We start from the raw sequence: 15,673 nt of genomic DNA, 5'->3' as shown, positions 1-15,673 counted from the left end.
TACTAGAAGGTAAAAAGTATTCTTTTTGGGATTGTTGCTTTGACGATTCAACATACCGCAAAAAGAGATGCTTTTTATTTTTTTGTTTTTTTCTTTTGCCATCGCGCTGAGGGATTTCCTTCTTCGCCGCTGGGGGCGCCTCCCCCCCCTAATCCCACAGTAAAGGCTCGGAATTCCAGGGATCAAAGGGGATAAGCATCTTTTTGCGCTGCTCGCTGCGAAAAAATATTTTACCTTGCTGGTTGAGCATAGCGGCGGCAAAACCGAAAGTGCTGTTGGCTATGGCTAAAATGTCGGCATGCATCAGGATATAAAAATCAACAAGAAATTCAGATTCTGCCGGCTCGGTTTGGAATTGCTTCACACAAAGCGGGTTAAAGCCGGAAAAGTCTTGGCTGACGGATTGCAGATCGTCACTTGCCACATAGAGTACCGGTTTATCCAACGTGTGCCAGAAGCTTTGGAGCCAGTCCAGATACCATGCTGTTGGCGCGTAATAGGCCCACCGGGGATCAGCCGTCCGGATGTCCTTTCCCCGGCGAAGGTGGATGGCCACAAGGGTATTACCTTGTTGATAAACTTCACGAAGCGCCTGGGAAAATACATTTTTAAACTCAGGAGTAAATTTAAACAAGGAGCGAAAATAGTTCTGATAAGGCCGGTAATACTTGGTGTGATACTGGAAGTAACCGCAGACATCTTTATTTTTCAGGGGATTGTTTGTCTCAAAAGCAAAATTCTCTTTGGGAACCGACGGCCGGTCCTTATAATTGTCCCGGACCTGAGGGTAACGGCGGGAAATGCGCGCATCCTTCAGGTCAAAGATGGTCGATCCGATCCATTGCGGTACCTCCGCCTGCAGCCCATGCTTTTGCGCATATATTTTCAAAAAGGCATATTGGAATATTTGATTGCCGAACCGCCCCTGAGAACCAAGCGTGGTCATGGAGATTCCGGGTTTCTTTAAATACAGGGCCTCACCCCACAAGGGATGGTAGGGCGTTGATACATCCACCCGGATAAAGCCGTAGGCTGCCAGAAAATCATCCACATCGTAAATGATGCCGCAGCCCGCATACAGTTCGTCATAGTATACCCTTATTTTAATTGCTTCAATGTGTTTCAGTAATTCCGGCGCTCCCCGGAGCGCCTTAAGTCCCGATCCCTGGCTGTCAATATTTAAAATGTTATAGTTTTGCGGTTGAAGATTTGCTTCTGCCAGCAATGTGTCTAGCTTTTTAGCAACCACTTCCATAGTTGCCAGTGTTGCCAGTTCCTGAATATCAGAGTTAATTTCTTTATAGTGCTTCAGCGGCAGCAGCGAGCTGCTCTGGTCAGCCGCTGCGCAGTAAAGCGGCACAGTTGCGTCCACGTCGCTGACGGCACAGCATTTTGTGACTACCCCCGCCAGCGAGTTGCAGGCGGCAGCCAGTTTATCATACACTGCCGGGTTGGCCTCAATCATCAATGTGTGATAAATCCCCATCCCTTGGTAGGTTCGTAGCTTTTGGCCTTCATGAGCGCCAACATGCACAACACCCCGCGGCAGAATGCCATATTCTGCCGGCAGTGCTTCCAGGTTAATCAGCTTTTTTTCCTGTTCGAATATATATTGAATCAGACGATTATGAATCACCAAGTAATGGGAACTTTCCGTTTCAGATCTAAAATCTGCGGGTTCAAGGTCTTGCGATCCCAACCGGAATATCTGATATTGGTGCTTCTTTAAAAATTCACCAGCCTGTTCCGGTTTGGCGCCACTGTCGGCATAAGTATTCCCATGTTCAAACTGAATGAAGTCAATAGCGCCTTTTGATAACATTGTTTCTGCGCCCCGGAGGATATTGAATTCTTCGCCGGCTGCGCTGATTTTGAGAAAGTTGATATGACGGATTCTGCGGGAAGAGCAATATTTGTCCAGCGTTGTTGCATATACGGAAAATTCCCCGGAGTTCCGGTTCCGGCAATGTGCTTCTTCTGTTTTTTCTACTCCTGCCGGTTTTTCATTGTCTGATAAAGCAATATTATTTAAGCGGAGTTTGCCGCCCGGGAATAGATACCATAATTCGGCGCAAGCCTGGTAATAAGTCGTCGCCAGAGCTTCAAACGCATGGATTTCCTTAATATCTTTGTTGTTTACAACTTGCTTTAACCAGTCGCCCCTGCAACCCCCTACAGCAAAAACAACACTCCTGTTAAAAATAAAATTATTTATCGCCCAAATCTCTTCCGGTTGAATAGGACTACTTGCGGAAATATTACCCGTCATTCGCTTCACTCTCCCCCCGTATTCGACTACCGTAATGCCTATTCCGCAGAGAGCATTTTACTATTGCATTATATTCACTCGTTTTGTTAAGCGTGAGCAATGCCGGAGTAAAATTAACAGGTCCCTGGTCTTGTTCAGCGGCCAAGACCAACGACCTATCAAGGAGTTGACTTTAGGTTATATCCTTATTTCTATAGAATGTTTGGTAATTACCTTATGCCACATTTTTCCCCACAGATGTAAAGAATGTACCGAATCAGAAGGGTCGGTCGGAAGCGGGAGATATTTGGCTAAGATCCGGGCGAACAAAGTCCAGCTTTCCCAGTCCCAGCGCGCAGGATGTTTTACGTGATAAGCAACCGGCGTAATTATTTTTTTGACGGTAAATTCACAGGCGGCGGCTACCAGGGGCAACCAATAATCCCAGAATGGCAGACCAACACAGAATTCTTCGCGCGGAAAACACGGAATAAGGGCTTTGTCGAAGAAAAAGTAGTCAAAACCGTGGGGCTCCATCGTTCCTTGTTGCTGCGTTAAATCAAATGAATCAATGTTGACTCTGGGTCCATAGACCAACGCGTCGTTTGCTTCATTATAAATGATAGAATGAAAATTTTCTTTGTTCAGTAAAATGTCTGAATTTATTATGCCGCATACCTTACAGCCCCGGTTTTTAAAAAAAGTCAGGAAATCATCTAAGTAAATATACGGCTTACCGTATTTTTCTTCGGCATCCCGGTTGGCGGTTACAAATTCAATATCCGGGAAATGCGGTTTTAGCAGGGCTATTTCTGCCGGGGCATTAATGGATACAACCTCAAAACCGAGATTTTTCCAGCTTCTTACTGCGCCGCGCTGGTTGTCGAAGTCCCGGGGGGCTAACGACGTTGCAATAGTTATAACCTCAGCCTTACTGCCGCCGGCCGGGTAAGGTTGTTGCCAATTGTCCAAAGTAACAGGAATGAATGGTGCGGCTGTGTCGATAACCGCATTCGGTTGGACGGGGCGGCAAGGTTCGTTGTTTTGACTGGGTGAGCTTTGGGCGGTTTGCCCCTCCAATACCTGGAATACAATGTTGCAAAACTGCCGGGCAAAAGCTTGCGCCAAGTTGCCGCCGGCCTGTTTTGCTTCCGCCTCCCGCTTCAGATCAGGACCCGGCGCGGATTGGGGCAATAGAAGCGCGATTTTTTCGGCTAAATCTTCGTAATCATCGCGGTGGAAGTATGTACCATAGTTTTCTTCCCAATGGATATTGATGTCGGATAAAATAATGGATTTCGCCAAAGCGCGACATTGTTGAATTATTATATTTAGCCCTTCGCCCAGGGATGGCTGAACGACAAAAAGGCTGCGCCGCAGGAGCGCGATGTTGTCTTGGTCAGGGATCGGCCCCAGGATATGAATTAGGTCGTCAATATTGATATGCCGGATATATTGCTGTAAATTTAGGAAATAGTCGGGCAGTTGGGGATCGTTGGTCAGGCCTGAGCAGACCAGATGCACGTCCTGTCCCAGCTGGCGGAGCAAAGCTATGGCTCTGAATAGCTCGGGATGATTTTTATGCCGCCAAAAATGGTTGGAACACAATATAAATTTATCAGGCAAACCGTATTTATGTTGTACTGCGCCCGGATCGCCATCATACCATTCCCGCTCGGGATAAAAAGGAGCAGCTATGACTTTGGTGATTCCTTTAGCGGCCGGATATACTTTTAAAAAGTCTTGTCCGGTGGTGTGTCTGGTAAAAATTATCATACTTGCTTGCTCGGAGGTTTGTTTTAGCTGGGTATCATGCCAGGCGTGCTCTTGCGGCAAAAAGGACTGGGAAAAATCAGGGAGCCGAAAATCAGGTATCCATACGGCAGTCCGGGGGTGCGGCAGAACCTGAGGGTACACGGTAAAACAGAAATCTATTTTTGCTAATAACCGGTCGTAGGATGTAGTGTGAATGAGGGGTGTGCCAAATGTGACGGCGGCTGTCTCAAGATGCCGGCCCATATAAATAATACCATCAAACAAGGAAATGTATGGCGGCGGGAAGCTAAGGGGAGTAAGCGTTTCATCGGTAACAACCAGAAATAATAGCGGGCGCTCCTCTACCGGCAGTGAACTGACTGCCTTGGTAAGGGCCGCTATTTTCACAGTGGCTTCCAACTCACTTTGGTCGGCAATAAACGGCAGGCCAATGCGAATATTTTCCATCAGCATATTGGTTTCCTCCTCCCAGTAGTATCCCGTGTTTTTTAGCTATGCCATTGTATTCACTTGTTCTCCAACTCGTGAGCAGTGCCGGCAGGAAATATTGCCCCAGTGCAATTTTTCAAAGTGAAGGAAGCGGATTCCAACTATAAATCATTTTTGGAAACAATCCGGTAATATTAAATATAATAGAAAAAAGAAAGGGAGGGGGGATCTTAATGGCATTGCCCGAAATTGTCAAACTTGTGGAACAACCGGGATATATACTATTGGAGATAAGCGGCTACAGGATTTGGTGGCCGCAAGAGTATGACTACGGTGCTTTGAGTACAATCTGGCAGGAAATTTTTTTGCCGCCGGCAGAGAATGATCATGCGTATGAATATTCCGGATCATGTATTAAGGAAGGGGATTGGGTGATAGATGTCGGCGCCAGCGAAGGCTTCTTTACCTATTACGCACTGGAGCGCGGCGCCGGCGTTTTGGCAATCGAACCGGTATACAACCTGGCAAAATGCCTGGAGATGACTTTTGCCGCTGAAATTTTCCAGGAAAAGGTTAACGTGCTGCGGGCCTTGATCGGAATGGATAGTGGACAAACAAATCTGGCGGTAGCGCCGTGGTCGGTATGCGGCAGCACCAAGCTGGAAAATCGTCCTCCCGGCAACTGGGTTTCAGAAAAGTGTCCCCAGTATACCATTGATCAACTGCTTGCCAGCGGGGTTATCCCGCGGGCGGATTTTATAAAAATGGATATTGAAGGCAGCGAGGTGGAGGCATTATATGGTGCGGCGCAGACAATAAAAAAATTCAAACCAAGGTTGGCAATCTGTGCTTATCATCACGCCGACCACGCCCGGCAGCTGCAGGAGATTATACTGTCCTACCGCCCGGATTATCAGATAAATATTAAAGGAAAGAGCAATACGCAGCCGACCCTGGTACACGCATATTAAAATAAAAAAAGCACTATTCGTCAGACAAATACAGCCCTCACTCCCGCTGAATCCTCTGAATAAATTATAAGAATAATATAAAAATATTGACAAAACAGCTTGGTTTCGCTACCTTATATATAGATGCATATACGGTGGCCGATGTGGTGAAATCAATTCTGTTGAGGACTTTAGAAAAGCCTGTGAGCAAAAAGTGTGCAAATGTATTCGCATTATTACAGTAATAGCGGAGGTAATAACATGACGGCAAAACTTTCTTTACAGGCCGCGCTGGCTGATCCGGCGCAACTGTCGGTAACTTGGGAGCTGGTACCCGGGCAGGGCGCCCGGGAAAAAGCGCAGGAACATTTGGTAAAAATGGCCGAACTGGCCGCTAAGGATGCCAAAATCAATGCGGTGACGATTACCGACAATCCGGGAGGAAAATCGGCGATTGCAGTCTATGCCATGGCTGTGGAGGCTAAACGGCTAGGGATTGATCCGCTCGTTCATTTTACTGGCAAGGATAAAAACAGGAACGCCCTGGAAAGCGAATTATATGCCTTGGAGAGAGCCGGTATTGAGAATCTGCTGGTGATGACCGGTGATTATCCGGTTTCAGGGTATTCCGGCAACGCCAAGCCGGTTTTTGACTTTGACGCGGTGCATGTCCTCAGGCTGATTGGGAAAATGAATGACAGCACCTATACTAAGCTGGCGCCCACGCACTTTTTTGCCGGCGCTGTTGTTTCCCCGTTCAAATCAACCGAAGCTGAAACGATGGCCCAGTATTATAAACTTCACAAAAAAGTCGCCAACGGTTCCCGCTTTATCATTACGCAACTGGGCTACGACGCCCGTAAGTTTGATGAGCTGAAAAAATATGTTATGCTGAATAACCTGGCAGTACCGTTGATCGGCAATATCTTTGTCCTGTCGCTGCCGGTGGCCAGAATGATGAACAAAAACCTGATTCCCGGCTGTGTGGTGACGGATTCCCTGGTCGCCCGGCTGGAAGAAGAAGCCGCTCACAGCAATAAACGGGAACTGCAGCTCCTGCGGGCGGCCAGGCAGTATGCCGTGCTGAAAGGCTTGCAGTATGACGGCGTCAATATCGGCGGCCATGGCCTTAGTTATCAGGATGTGCAATTTATCATGGAAAAGGGGGAAGAATTAAGCTCCAACTGGCAGGATATCGCAGCGGCTGAGTTTAATCATCCCCAGGCCGGCGGTTTTTACTTTTTTGAGGAGGATGCGGCAACCGGACTGAATACCTGCCAGCCTGCCGACCGGAGGCGGACAGGCCCGGGCCGTACCTCGCTGAAGCAGTCGCTGATGAATATGGTGCACGGAGTGGCGTTTGATCAGCAGTCTCCCCTGTATCCCGCAAACAGGGCCGCCGCCCGTTACATCGACAAATCCTGGCTGAAGCAGCCGTTTACCGGGGCTGAATACATTACTAAAACGATAACGAATGAATGCCGCTTCTGCGGGGATTGCGCCATGCATGAACTCGGTTTCATCTGCCCCATGTCCCAGTGCCCCAAGCAGCAGCGCAACGGTGCCTGCGGCGGCAGCCGCGACGGGTGGTGCGAAGTCTATCCCGGCAAACAGAAGTGTATTTATGTAAAAATGTATGAAGAATTTAAAGGACGCGGCCGGGAAGACCGCATGAAGGAAAAATATATGCCGCCCTGCAACTGGGACCTGCACCGGACATCTTCCTGGCTCAACTATTTCAATGGCCGGGATTACAATAATAATAAAGATTGAAAGACAAAACCTCCAGTCGTAGGACAAAATTACGGCTGGAGGTTTTGTTATGTGGTTTTTCTCTTTTGTCTCTATCTCCGTTGGTGCGGTCCAGACCAAATAGTGCTTTTTGCTACTGATGAACGCTATTCTGTAAGATCTTGTTCGCCCAGCAGTCGTATGGTACCGTCTTGCCAAGCTTTCAAACGTCTTATGACTATGGAAACATTGGAGTGGGCATTGCCGATAAAAGCATCGCATTGGAGCGCCAACAAAGTATCTTTGAGAATTTCAACTCCCTTCCGGTATCCATTTGAAGGTATTACATGCACTCCCAGGCCGCCGCTGACCGTCCGGTTACAATCCGTATAGATTATTTTAGGACCATATAACGATTTATATTCAGCTAAGATGTCCTCGCTGTCTGTCAGTAAGAAAATAGATGCGCTGGGATGGGCTATGAGATAGTTCTGGATTTCTTTCGCATACAACGCATTAATTCGCCATAAGTTGCCATTCTCAAAAATTTTGTCTCCCCCCCGGACATGTACAGCTACAATAGGACGAGTTTGCATTTCCGTTTTGAGAAAATATTCCGCTTCCAGTTGAACGATTGGTTGCAATTTAATGTATTTACTGAAAATATATCGATACATGTCATGGTGATTTAACCCGTAGGCAGGGTGGCCCGGGGGAACGAACCGCATGATTTCCGTCGGCCAGATATGTCTGTCGCTGACGATCACTGTTTCCGGCCTCCTAATGCCCATCAGGTCTATCGGCCAATATTGATCCGGAATATATCTGTCCGGATTTTCTTCAACCAACGGTTTGGTGTTCCACATTGCCGGGAAATAGGTAAGGCCTGCTCGGGTTAAATCCGTTATCGAATAGGCTGAAACAGGCAAAAAGAAGTGTTCAAAAGCATTGATGCCTTCAGTCCCGCCGTAACGACTTTCTGGTCCCCAATAAACAACCGGATATCGGTCAAGTAGTTCGGCTATTAGCAGATGTCCGACAACATGTTCCATGTCGGACCAGAAACCGCAGCCCCAGCATTTAATTAGCAAAAATCCGCTATTTCTTTGCATTTCTTGCATTACATTATCACCGCCGTACCGTATTATTTATTTTTCCGCTATTATCCTATGCCGAGTATTATGTAAATGTTATTCCCGATCTAATACTTCTTTTTAAACTTTCATTATTTGAAAAAATTCGGCGTGTTTTCTTATGAAAACAACGCGGTCGGTAATTACCGGCGTGAAGTTAAAAAACCACAACCTGCACCAGTACAAACAAATTGGCATATAGTATTAATGGAATTAGGTTATGTAAATATTGTAATTGCACTCACGGCAAGCATATTAAGAATATGGAGGTTTACATCTATGGAGTATTATAGCCAGATCGGGCAAGACCGTTTTATGAATGAAACAGTATTCCGGGGAGCAGAAGAAGGATTTTTTGTTGATATCGGCGCCCATAACGGGATAGATTTCAGTAATAGTTATTTTTTTGAAAAGTATAAACGCTGGAATGGGATATGTGTGGAACCATTGCCGAACGTATATCAGGAACTAATAAAGAATAGAAAATGCATCTGTTTGGAGGGAGCAATATCCGCCAAACAGGGATTTCAAAATTTTTTACAGGCACAAGGATATTCAGAGATGCTGAGCGGATTACTTAATGAACTTGATCCTCGCCACTTGAAAAGGATACAGTTGACGCAGCAGTATTACGGGGGCAGTCTCCAAATCATTCCTGTGGCGACATATCCGCTTCAACTTATTTTGGATCAGTACGGAATAACCCATGTTGATCTGTGCAGTGTTGATACTGAGGGAACGGAATTGACTGTTCTTAAGACTATTGATTTTTCCAAAGTAAAAATCGAATGCCTAACGGTAGAAAATAATTATCAAGAGACGCATGTCCAAAATTACCTGCAGGATAAAGGATTTATACTGCTAACCAAATTAGAGTTTGACGATATATATATTCATCGTGAGAGTAAATATTTAGAGCTGCAAGGGTAAGCAAGGGCAATCAAGGGGTAGTGCATAGTGCATAGTGCATAAAAAAAGTGACGGTGAGATTACCGTCGCTTTTTTTATAAATGCTTTTCCGAAAAAAGTCCCAGACTATTTGGCGGCCATTGCTTGAGCCGTTTTACGGCAGTGGATACATTGGAATGGGCATTGCCGATAAAAGAATCACAACGGGCCGCGAGGTACGTATCTTTTAAAATTTCAATACCCATACGCCTTTTGTCTATGCCTTCGGCCCAGAATAAGGCATGATCATTGCTTGTTCGCTGACAGTCGGTATAGATCAGTTTTTCTTTATACAAGCTCTTATATTCGGCTAGTATATCTTCCGATTCTGTCAGCAGGAAAATAAATGCCGCCGGGTTTTCTTCCAGGCAGTGATCAATTACTGAATAATACAGATTATTAAGTTCATACAGCTTTCCTAATTCCCGAATCTTATCGCTGCCCCGTACGTGTACGGCCAAAACGGTTTTGCCCAGCAGATTGGCATTATAAAAATCGTCTATTTCCCGCTCGATATCAGGCTGTAATCGGATATATTTGCTGATAAGGGAACGGTAAATGTCGTCAAGTTCAAGTCCGAAGGCAGGGTGGGTGCTTTTTATTATTGGTTCCATCAAATAAATGCCCAGCCAGCAATCACTGACCAGAACATTTTCACATCGATCGTACAAAGTATGGAGCGGATAATATGTTCTTACGGTTTTTTCCGGCCAGCCCTCTTCATAAAATAAGTTGTTAAATTTCCATGGCTCAGGGTAAAAAGTAAAATCCGACCGTATTAAATCATGAATGGAGTAAGCGGAAACCGGCAGGAAGAATTGCTCGAAAGCATTTGTGTCCTCGGCGCCGCTGTATACGCTATTTTTACCCCAGTAGACAATCGGTATCCGTTCTGATAATTCGGCAATCAGAAGCTGACCAAGGACATGCTCCATATCCGACCAAAAGCCGGCTCCCCAGGCTTTAATCAGTAAAAAACGATTGGGAGAACTCAAATTATATCCTCCTTTCGATGTTTTTTGCTCATGTTTAATTTTATGTATAACAGCAGAATTTGGTGATAACAAGCGGCCTTTTCCTGATTCCTTCCTTGCATGATTTATATTAGAACCCAATTTCCGTTGTCGTAACATAATAAAAGAATATGTCATATTATGTATTACGACTAATGGTGCTGCTAATACGCGGCTTTTTCGGATTTTATCCGGCGATGGAGCTTAGATTTATGATAACTGGAGGGAAGCTTGTGGATCAGGAATATGATTATAAATTATTAAACTCTGTTGGTAATAATGTATATATTAACTCCAATATACGTATTCGCCGGCCTGAGTTAGTAAGTATAGGGTCAAACATTGCCATAGATTGGGGGTTCTATTGTACAACACAGGTAACTCTGGGTGATTATATTCACATATGCCCGTATGTTACCTGTATTGGTGGCAAAGACGGGGTGCTGCGATGTGCAGGCTTTAATAATATTGCGGCAGGTGCCCGAATTATCTGTGCTTCCGAGCGTTTTGACGATTCCGGGATTTTTGGCAGTATGATCCCCACGGAGTATCGCGGCCGATTGATAACCGAACCTGTTATTCTGGAGCCTTTTTCTAATGTTGCTACCAGTGCGGTACTTCTTCCCGGATCCCATCTGGCCATGGGGGTGCTAATCACTATCGGCTCAGTTATTAGAGGCAAGACGGAACCCTGGACGGTATATAGCGGTAACCCCGCCAAACCAGTGAAAAAAATTGATGGCCGAAAAATAATCGAAAACGCCAAGAAGATGGGATATTGTTTTGATGATTTGGCAGAAAGTTGATAATGATCTGGTATTGGACATATGAAAAATTAGAAAAAATAAATGAACGCAAAAGAGCACTATTCGTTTGTATAATTCGCCAATAGTGCTCATATTTTTTGGTCAGTTTATTTCCATTATTTGCTGAAGATAATTGTGCAGCTGTTTTGCCCGAGCCTGTACTGTCGCGTGCTGCAGGATGTATTGATAGCCATTGGCGGCAATCTCGTCCTTTTCTTTTGGCCGTGATAAATAATATTCGATTTGGGCAATTAAGTCCTCGCCGCCATCGGTGAATACAGCGCAGCCTTTAAGCTCGCGTTGGGCGGACGGAACTTTGTCACTGATTAAGAAACCTTTACAGGCCAATACTTCAAAGAATCTTAGATTCATCGCATCCCAGTAGATGGAATCTTCTGCTGTATAATTTAAGGCGATCTTGGCGCTGGAATAGAGAACAGCCGATTCTTCACGGCTGATGGAGCCTTGTGACAGTTTGGCGAATAAATCGCGGTAGCCGTTAGGCGGATAAGGCCACCAGTTGCCAAACAAACCAAAGTTATATTTTGCTGCTGCCGGATAAATATACCGCATGGTTCGTTCTTCGCCTTTAATATCATTGCCTACATAAACAACATCATAGTCGTACCTGGGGTTTTTCTCCCGGGGTTTAAATATAGTGGTGTCCGCCGCCAAAGGCAAAAAGATGCCGCCATACCCTGCTTGCCGGTGCAGATCATACAGACGCTGGGAAAAAAAGGCAAACCCGTCGTAACCTTTTTTCTGCAGGTATCCCAATACCACGTCCGAGCCCTGCTGAAAGAAATTCTGCAGGTACAGCACGTGCTTGCGGGCAAAGGGACCCGGCAGCGATTCATTAAGGTGAATCATGATATCGATCTTGGCTGCAGGCATTAAATTCGGGTAATATAGCTGGGCCGAGCGGACTCCCGGCATCTGCCGCAGTTCCCGGCACAAAGACTCGGCGTATAATTCCTCGCCAATTACTTGCCGAATGGCATTTTTCGGCCATTTGATCACAAACCCAATATGCATAGGGTTGCCTCCCTGTTTTAATTGATCCTTTGCTTAAGTGTTTAAGCAATGAAATTCTAAACTATATTTATGAACCGGATTCGAAGAATAACACTTATACGGCAGCGAAAAACAAAAGCGCAAGTTTGCACTTGAAGAATGCGGTGCAAGCTTGCGCTTTTTCATATCGATACAGTCGACAGTCGACTAACGGATTATTTCTCGCTATTCTTATTTTTTCTTACTTTTTCCGCAAAATACCTGTGAAAAGTCAAATCATCAGTTAATTCCGGATGAAAAGCTGTAGCCAGCATGTTGCCTTGCTCTACAGCCACAATCTTACCATCGACTCTGGCCAGTATCTGAACGTCTTTACCGGTCTCTTCCACGTAAGGAGCCCGGATGAATACCAAAGGTACAGGCGAAGAACTCACTTTTGGTATAACAAGCTCGGTGGCGAAACTGTCTAACTGGCTGCCATAAGCGTTTCGCCGTACACAAATATCCATGACGCCCAAATGCCTTGTTTCTTCGCCGATAATAGCCTTAGCCAACAGGATCATTCCGGCGCAGGTACCCCATACCGGCAGACCGCGGTTTATCTTGTCAATCAGTATTGGGGAGAGATTGAACTCTCTGAGCAGTTTGCCTATGGTAGTTGATTCGCCGCCGGGAAGGATGAGACCGTCAATATTGTTTAGGTCAGCTGCTTTCTTAACTGCTAAGCCGGCTACATCAGGCAGAGAATTGAGGCGGTCAAGATGCTCCTTCACGGCTCCCTGGAGAGCCAGCACCCCGATTGTGATCATCTTTACCACCCTCTGACAGCTAACCGGTCTGCAGGCTCTATTTTGTCGATTTCAATACCGACCATCGGCTCGCCTAAGTTCTCGGAGATTCTGGCCAGCAGCTCTGGATCGTTGTAATGAGTGGTGGCCTCGACAATGGCTTTGGCCCGCTTTTGCGGGTCGCCGGATTTAAAAATTCCCGAGCCGACAAAAACCCCGTCGCAGCCAAGCTGCATCATGAGGGCCGCGTCGGCGGGAGTGGCAATGCCGCCGGCCGCAAAGTTGACTACCGGCAATACGCCGTGTTCCGACACGTACTCGATTAAATGAAAAGGTGCGCCCATTTCTTTGGCAATGCTCATCAACTCTTCTTTGGGGGCAGCTTTAACGCGCCGCATATCCGCCAGCATAGTCCGCATGTGGCGGACAGCTTCCACCACGTTGCCGGTACCGGCTTCCCCTTTGGTACGGATCATGGCTGCGCCTTCCCCGATGCGGCGCAAGGCCTCGCCCAGGTTTCTGGCGCCGCAGACAAAAGGAATTTTGAAATCCCATTTATTGATATGATAATCCTCATCCGCCGGGGTTAAAACTTCACTTTCGTCCACATAGTCGATACCGATGGCTTCAAGGATTTGCGCCTCCACAAAGTGACCGATCCGCGCTTTGGCCATAACCGGGATGGATACGGTGTCCTTGATTGCCCTGATCATTTGCGGGTCCGACATACGGGCCACGCCGCCCTGTTTGCGGATATCGGCGGGTACTCTTTCCAAAGCCATAACGGCTACTGCGCCTGCCGTTTCGGCAATTTTAGCCTGCTCGGCATTGGTGACGTCCATAATGACGCCGCCTTTTAACATTTGGGCCAAGTTTTTGTTGAGATCATAGCGGTGTTGCATCTGAATTTCCTCCTCTTTACTAAACACAAGTTGACTGGTAAAATAATCGTATCGATACAATTACTTGGTATCGATAACGGATTTTTTGTTATTATAGCAAAGTAGGAAGTGTAAATACAATATGAATGAACAATTTTTTGATTTTGTGTCGATACAATTAGTCAAAAACAGTAAAGCATCCCTCTATGTTCAACTGTATGACCGCTTACGCGAGCTTATCGTAAGCGGGAAACTAAGCCACGGGTATCTGCTGCCGCCGGTGCGGCGCCTGGCCTCCGGCCTGGGGATTAATCCCGGCACGGTGGTTAGCGCCTATAAACTGCTGGAACAAAACGGCTACATATGCTCCCGGGCCGGCAGCGGCAGCTATGTAGCCGAAATTACCGGCAGTATCGCGGCCGCGGATGAACCTGTTGCGGCCGATACCGACCTGGATATGTTTGAAACTAAAAGCGCTATGCTCCTGGCTAATAATAAGCATTGTATTGATTTTGCCAGTGCAATGCCTACGCCTGATTTATTGTCCATCGATGATTTTAAAAATGTATTAATTGAAGTGCTGGACAGAGATAAGGGTTTTGCTTTCGGTTATCAGGAAAGCCAGGGCTTTTACCCTTTACGGGAAGCCATTTCTTATTATTTGCAGGCGCAGGGCATTAAGGCTCAGGCGGATAATGTTCAGATCATTTCCGGCGCCCAGCAAGGCATTGATATTATCGCCAAGGCTTTATTAAATTTCGGCGATTACGTATTTACCGAAAACCCTACCTATCCCGGCGCCATAGCCGCCTTTCGCTCCCGGGGGGCTAAAATTGTTGAAATCGGCATGGAAAACGACGGCATGAATATTCCGGAACTGGAAAACAAAATCCGCTCCTTTCGTCCCAAACTGATTTACGCCATGGCCAACATCCAAAACCCAACCGGCTATTCGTACTCCCTAGCCAAGCGGAACAGGCTGATCGGCCTTGCCCGGCGCTATAACGCCATTATTTTGGAAGATGATTATATCAGTGAACTGGATTTTTCCGGGGTGCCGCTGGCGCCGCTGAAAGCCCTTGACCGCGATCAGCGGGTGATTTATCTGAAAAGCTTTTCCAAAATTTTCATGCCGGGATTGCGCCTGGCCTTTTTACTTATGCCGCCGCCTTTGGTTTCTAAAGTTTTGGCGGTTAAGCATCATTCGGATATTTCCACTTCGGGCCTGACCCAGCGGGCTTTTGACCTGTATCTGCGCCAAGGCATCTGGCAAAGGCATATAGCCGCCATCCATAGCATTTACCTGGAGCGATACCATACCGCGCTGGCTGCGATTCAGCAATTTCTGCCGCCGGCAGTGGTATGTCACCGTCCCCGCGGCGGCTTAAGCTGCTGGCTGTCCCTGCCGGCAGGATTATCGGCCCGGAAGATTGTTGCCGACGCCGAAAGCAGAGATGTCCTGCTGCTGCCGGGCACCGCCTTTTTTCCCCGCCGCCCGCCCGACCAATTCCTGCGCCTTAGCTTTGCCGTAGCCGGCCCGGAAAAAATAGTGGAAGGGGTGAAGATCCTGGGCGAGGTCATCAAGAGTCAGGGGACGGTTCTTTGACTCTTACTTGTTTAGAGTGGTATAATCTTCCTAAAGTAAAAAAGGGGGAGATTCGAATGCCACGACAAGGTAGGCGATTAAGTGAAAGTAAAATCTATCATGTCATGATCCACCTTATCAGCCAACTGAAAAGAGAATCAAGTTTATCAATACGCCAAATTGCAAATTTGTTGGGAATAAATCGAAATCGAAACCGAAACATAGTGCAGCGAACGAAGTGAGTCGTAGAACCGTCCCCTGACTCGGTCTAACAAAAAAATGTAACAAAATAGCAGAATCTCGTATATTATTGTAATAAAATAGCAGGATTTTGCCTGTTCTAGAACTAAATAAAATTATAATGATCAGTT

General features: G+C 46.5%; 12 protein-coding genes. 5 read left to right on the top strand and 7 right to left on the bottom strand.

What is annotated here, in order from left to right:
• Positions 1-148: 148 nt before the first annotated feature.
• Together MAMMFC1_RS03620 and MAMMFC1_RS22220 are read right to left on the bottom strand one after the other, a co-directional pair.
• Positions 149-2,269, bottom strand: a complete 2,121-nt coding sequence (locus tag MAMMFC1_RS03620) for an FkbM family methyltransferase (RefSeq protein ID WP_126306549.1) — start codon at positions 2,267-2,269, stop codon at positions 149-151.
• Between the two features lie 177 nt (positions 2,270-2,446).
• The gene (locus MAMMFC1_RS22220) at positions 2,447-4,477 is read right to left on the bottom strand and encodes a glycosyltransferase (protein ID WP_232035642.1); all 2,031 of its coding nucleotides are present in this window, start codon (positions 4,475-4,477) and stop codon (positions 2,447-2,449) included.
• Between the two features lie 209 nt (positions 4,478-4,686).
• Here MAMMFC1_RS22220 and MAMMFC1_RS03605 point away from each other — a divergent pair, with 209 nt between their 5' ends.
• Both MAMMFC1_RS03605 and MAMMFC1_RS03600 read left to right on the top strand, forming a co-directional pair.
• Positions 4,687-5,424 carry an FkbM family methyltransferase gene (locus tag MAMMFC1_RS03605; protein WP_126306547.1) on the top strand — a complete coding sequence of 246 codons (738 nt, stop codon included), beginning with the start codon at positions 4,687-4,689 and terminating at the stop codon, positions 5,422-5,424.
• Positions 5,425-5,664: 240 nt separating this feature from the next.
• Positions 5,665-7,176, top strand: a complete 1,512-nt coding sequence (locus MAMMFC1_RS03600; protein ID WP_126306545.1) for a methylenetetrahydrofolate reductase C-terminal domain-containing protein — start codon at positions 5,665-5,667, stop codon at positions 7,174-7,176.
• Positions 7,177-7,301: 125 nt separating this feature from the next.
• Here the strand turns inward: MAMMFC1_RS03600 and MAMMFC1_RS03595 are convergent, their stop codons facing one another.
• Entirely contained in the window at positions 7,302-8,255 is a 954-nt protein-coding gene (locus MAMMFC1_RS03595; RefSeq protein WP_126306543.1) for an O-fucosyltransferase family protein, read from the bottom strand.
• A 291-nt stretch (positions 8,256-8,546) separates the two neighbouring features.
• Here MAMMFC1_RS03595 and MAMMFC1_RS03590 point away from each other — a divergent pair, with 291 nt between their 5' ends.
• A complete protein-coding gene (locus MAMMFC1_RS03590; RefSeq protein ID WP_158618626.1) occupies positions 8,547-9,197 on the top strand; it encodes an FkbM family methyltransferase in 651 nt (216 codons plus the stop codon).
• Between the two features lie 74 nt (positions 9,198-9,271).
• On the opposite strand, the gene MAMMFC1_RS03585 is transcribed toward MAMMFC1_RS03590, so the two are convergent.
• Positions 9,272-10,210, bottom strand: a complete 939-nt coding sequence (locus MAMMFC1_RS03585) for an O-fucosyltransferase family protein (protein WP_126306539.1) — start codon at positions 10,208-10,210, stop codon at positions 9,272-9,274.
• Positions 10,211-10,440: 230 nt separating this feature from the next.
• Between MAMMFC1_RS03585 and MAMMFC1_RS03580 the strand changes: the two genes are divergently transcribed.
• Positions 10,441-11,034 carry an acyltransferase gene (locus MAMMFC1_RS03580; RefSeq protein ID WP_126306537.1) on the top strand — a complete coding sequence of 198 codons (594 nt, stop codon included), beginning with the start codon at positions 10,441-10,443 and terminating at the stop codon, positions 11,032-11,034.
• 102 nt (positions 11,035-11,136) lie between these two features.
• Here MAMMFC1_RS03580 and MAMMFC1_RS03575 read toward each other — a convergent pair whose 3' ends face one another.
• The 3 genes from MAMMFC1_RS03575 to pdxS form a co-directional block, all read right to left on the bottom strand.
• Complete coding sequence (locus tag MAMMFC1_RS03575) at positions 11,137-12,069, bottom strand: CgeB family protein (RefSeq protein ID WP_126306535.1); 933 nt, start codon at positions 12,067-12,069, stop codon at positions 11,137-11,139.
• A gap of 194 nt (positions 12,070-12,263) precedes the next feature.
• Complete coding sequence (pdxT, locus tag MAMMFC1_RS03570; RefSeq protein ID WP_174234362.1) at positions 12,264-12,857, bottom strand: pyridoxal 5'-phosphate synthase glutaminase subunit PdxT; 594 nt, start codon at positions 12,855-12,857, stop codon at positions 12,264-12,266.
• A 2-nt stretch (positions 12,858-12,859) separates the two neighbouring features.
• Entirely contained in the window at positions 12,860-13,738 is an 879-nt protein-coding gene (pdxS, locus tag MAMMFC1_RS03565; protein WP_126306533.1) for a pyridoxal 5'-phosphate synthase lyase subunit PdxS, read from the bottom strand.
• Positions 13,739-13,859: 121 nt separating this feature from the next.
• On the opposite strand from pdxS, the gene pdxR reads away from it, so the two are divergent.
• Positions 13,860-15,323, top strand: coding sequence for a MocR-like pyridoxine biosynthesis transcription factor PdxR (gene pdxR, locus MAMMFC1_RS03560; RefSeq protein ID WP_126306531.1), 1,464 nt, complete (start codon positions 13,860-13,862; stop codon positions 15,321-15,323).
• The last annotated feature ends 350 nt before the right edge of the window (positions 15,324-15,673 follow it).

The sequence above is a fragment of the Methylomusa anaerophila genome (genome assembly GCF_003966895.1).
GTDB classification, from domain to species: Bacteria; Bacillota; Negativicutes; order Sporomusales; family Sporomusaceae; genus Methylomusa; species Methylomusa anaerophila.
Note: the sequence above shows the minus strand (reverse complement) of the source record. Positions and strands in the feature narration are given on the sequence as shown.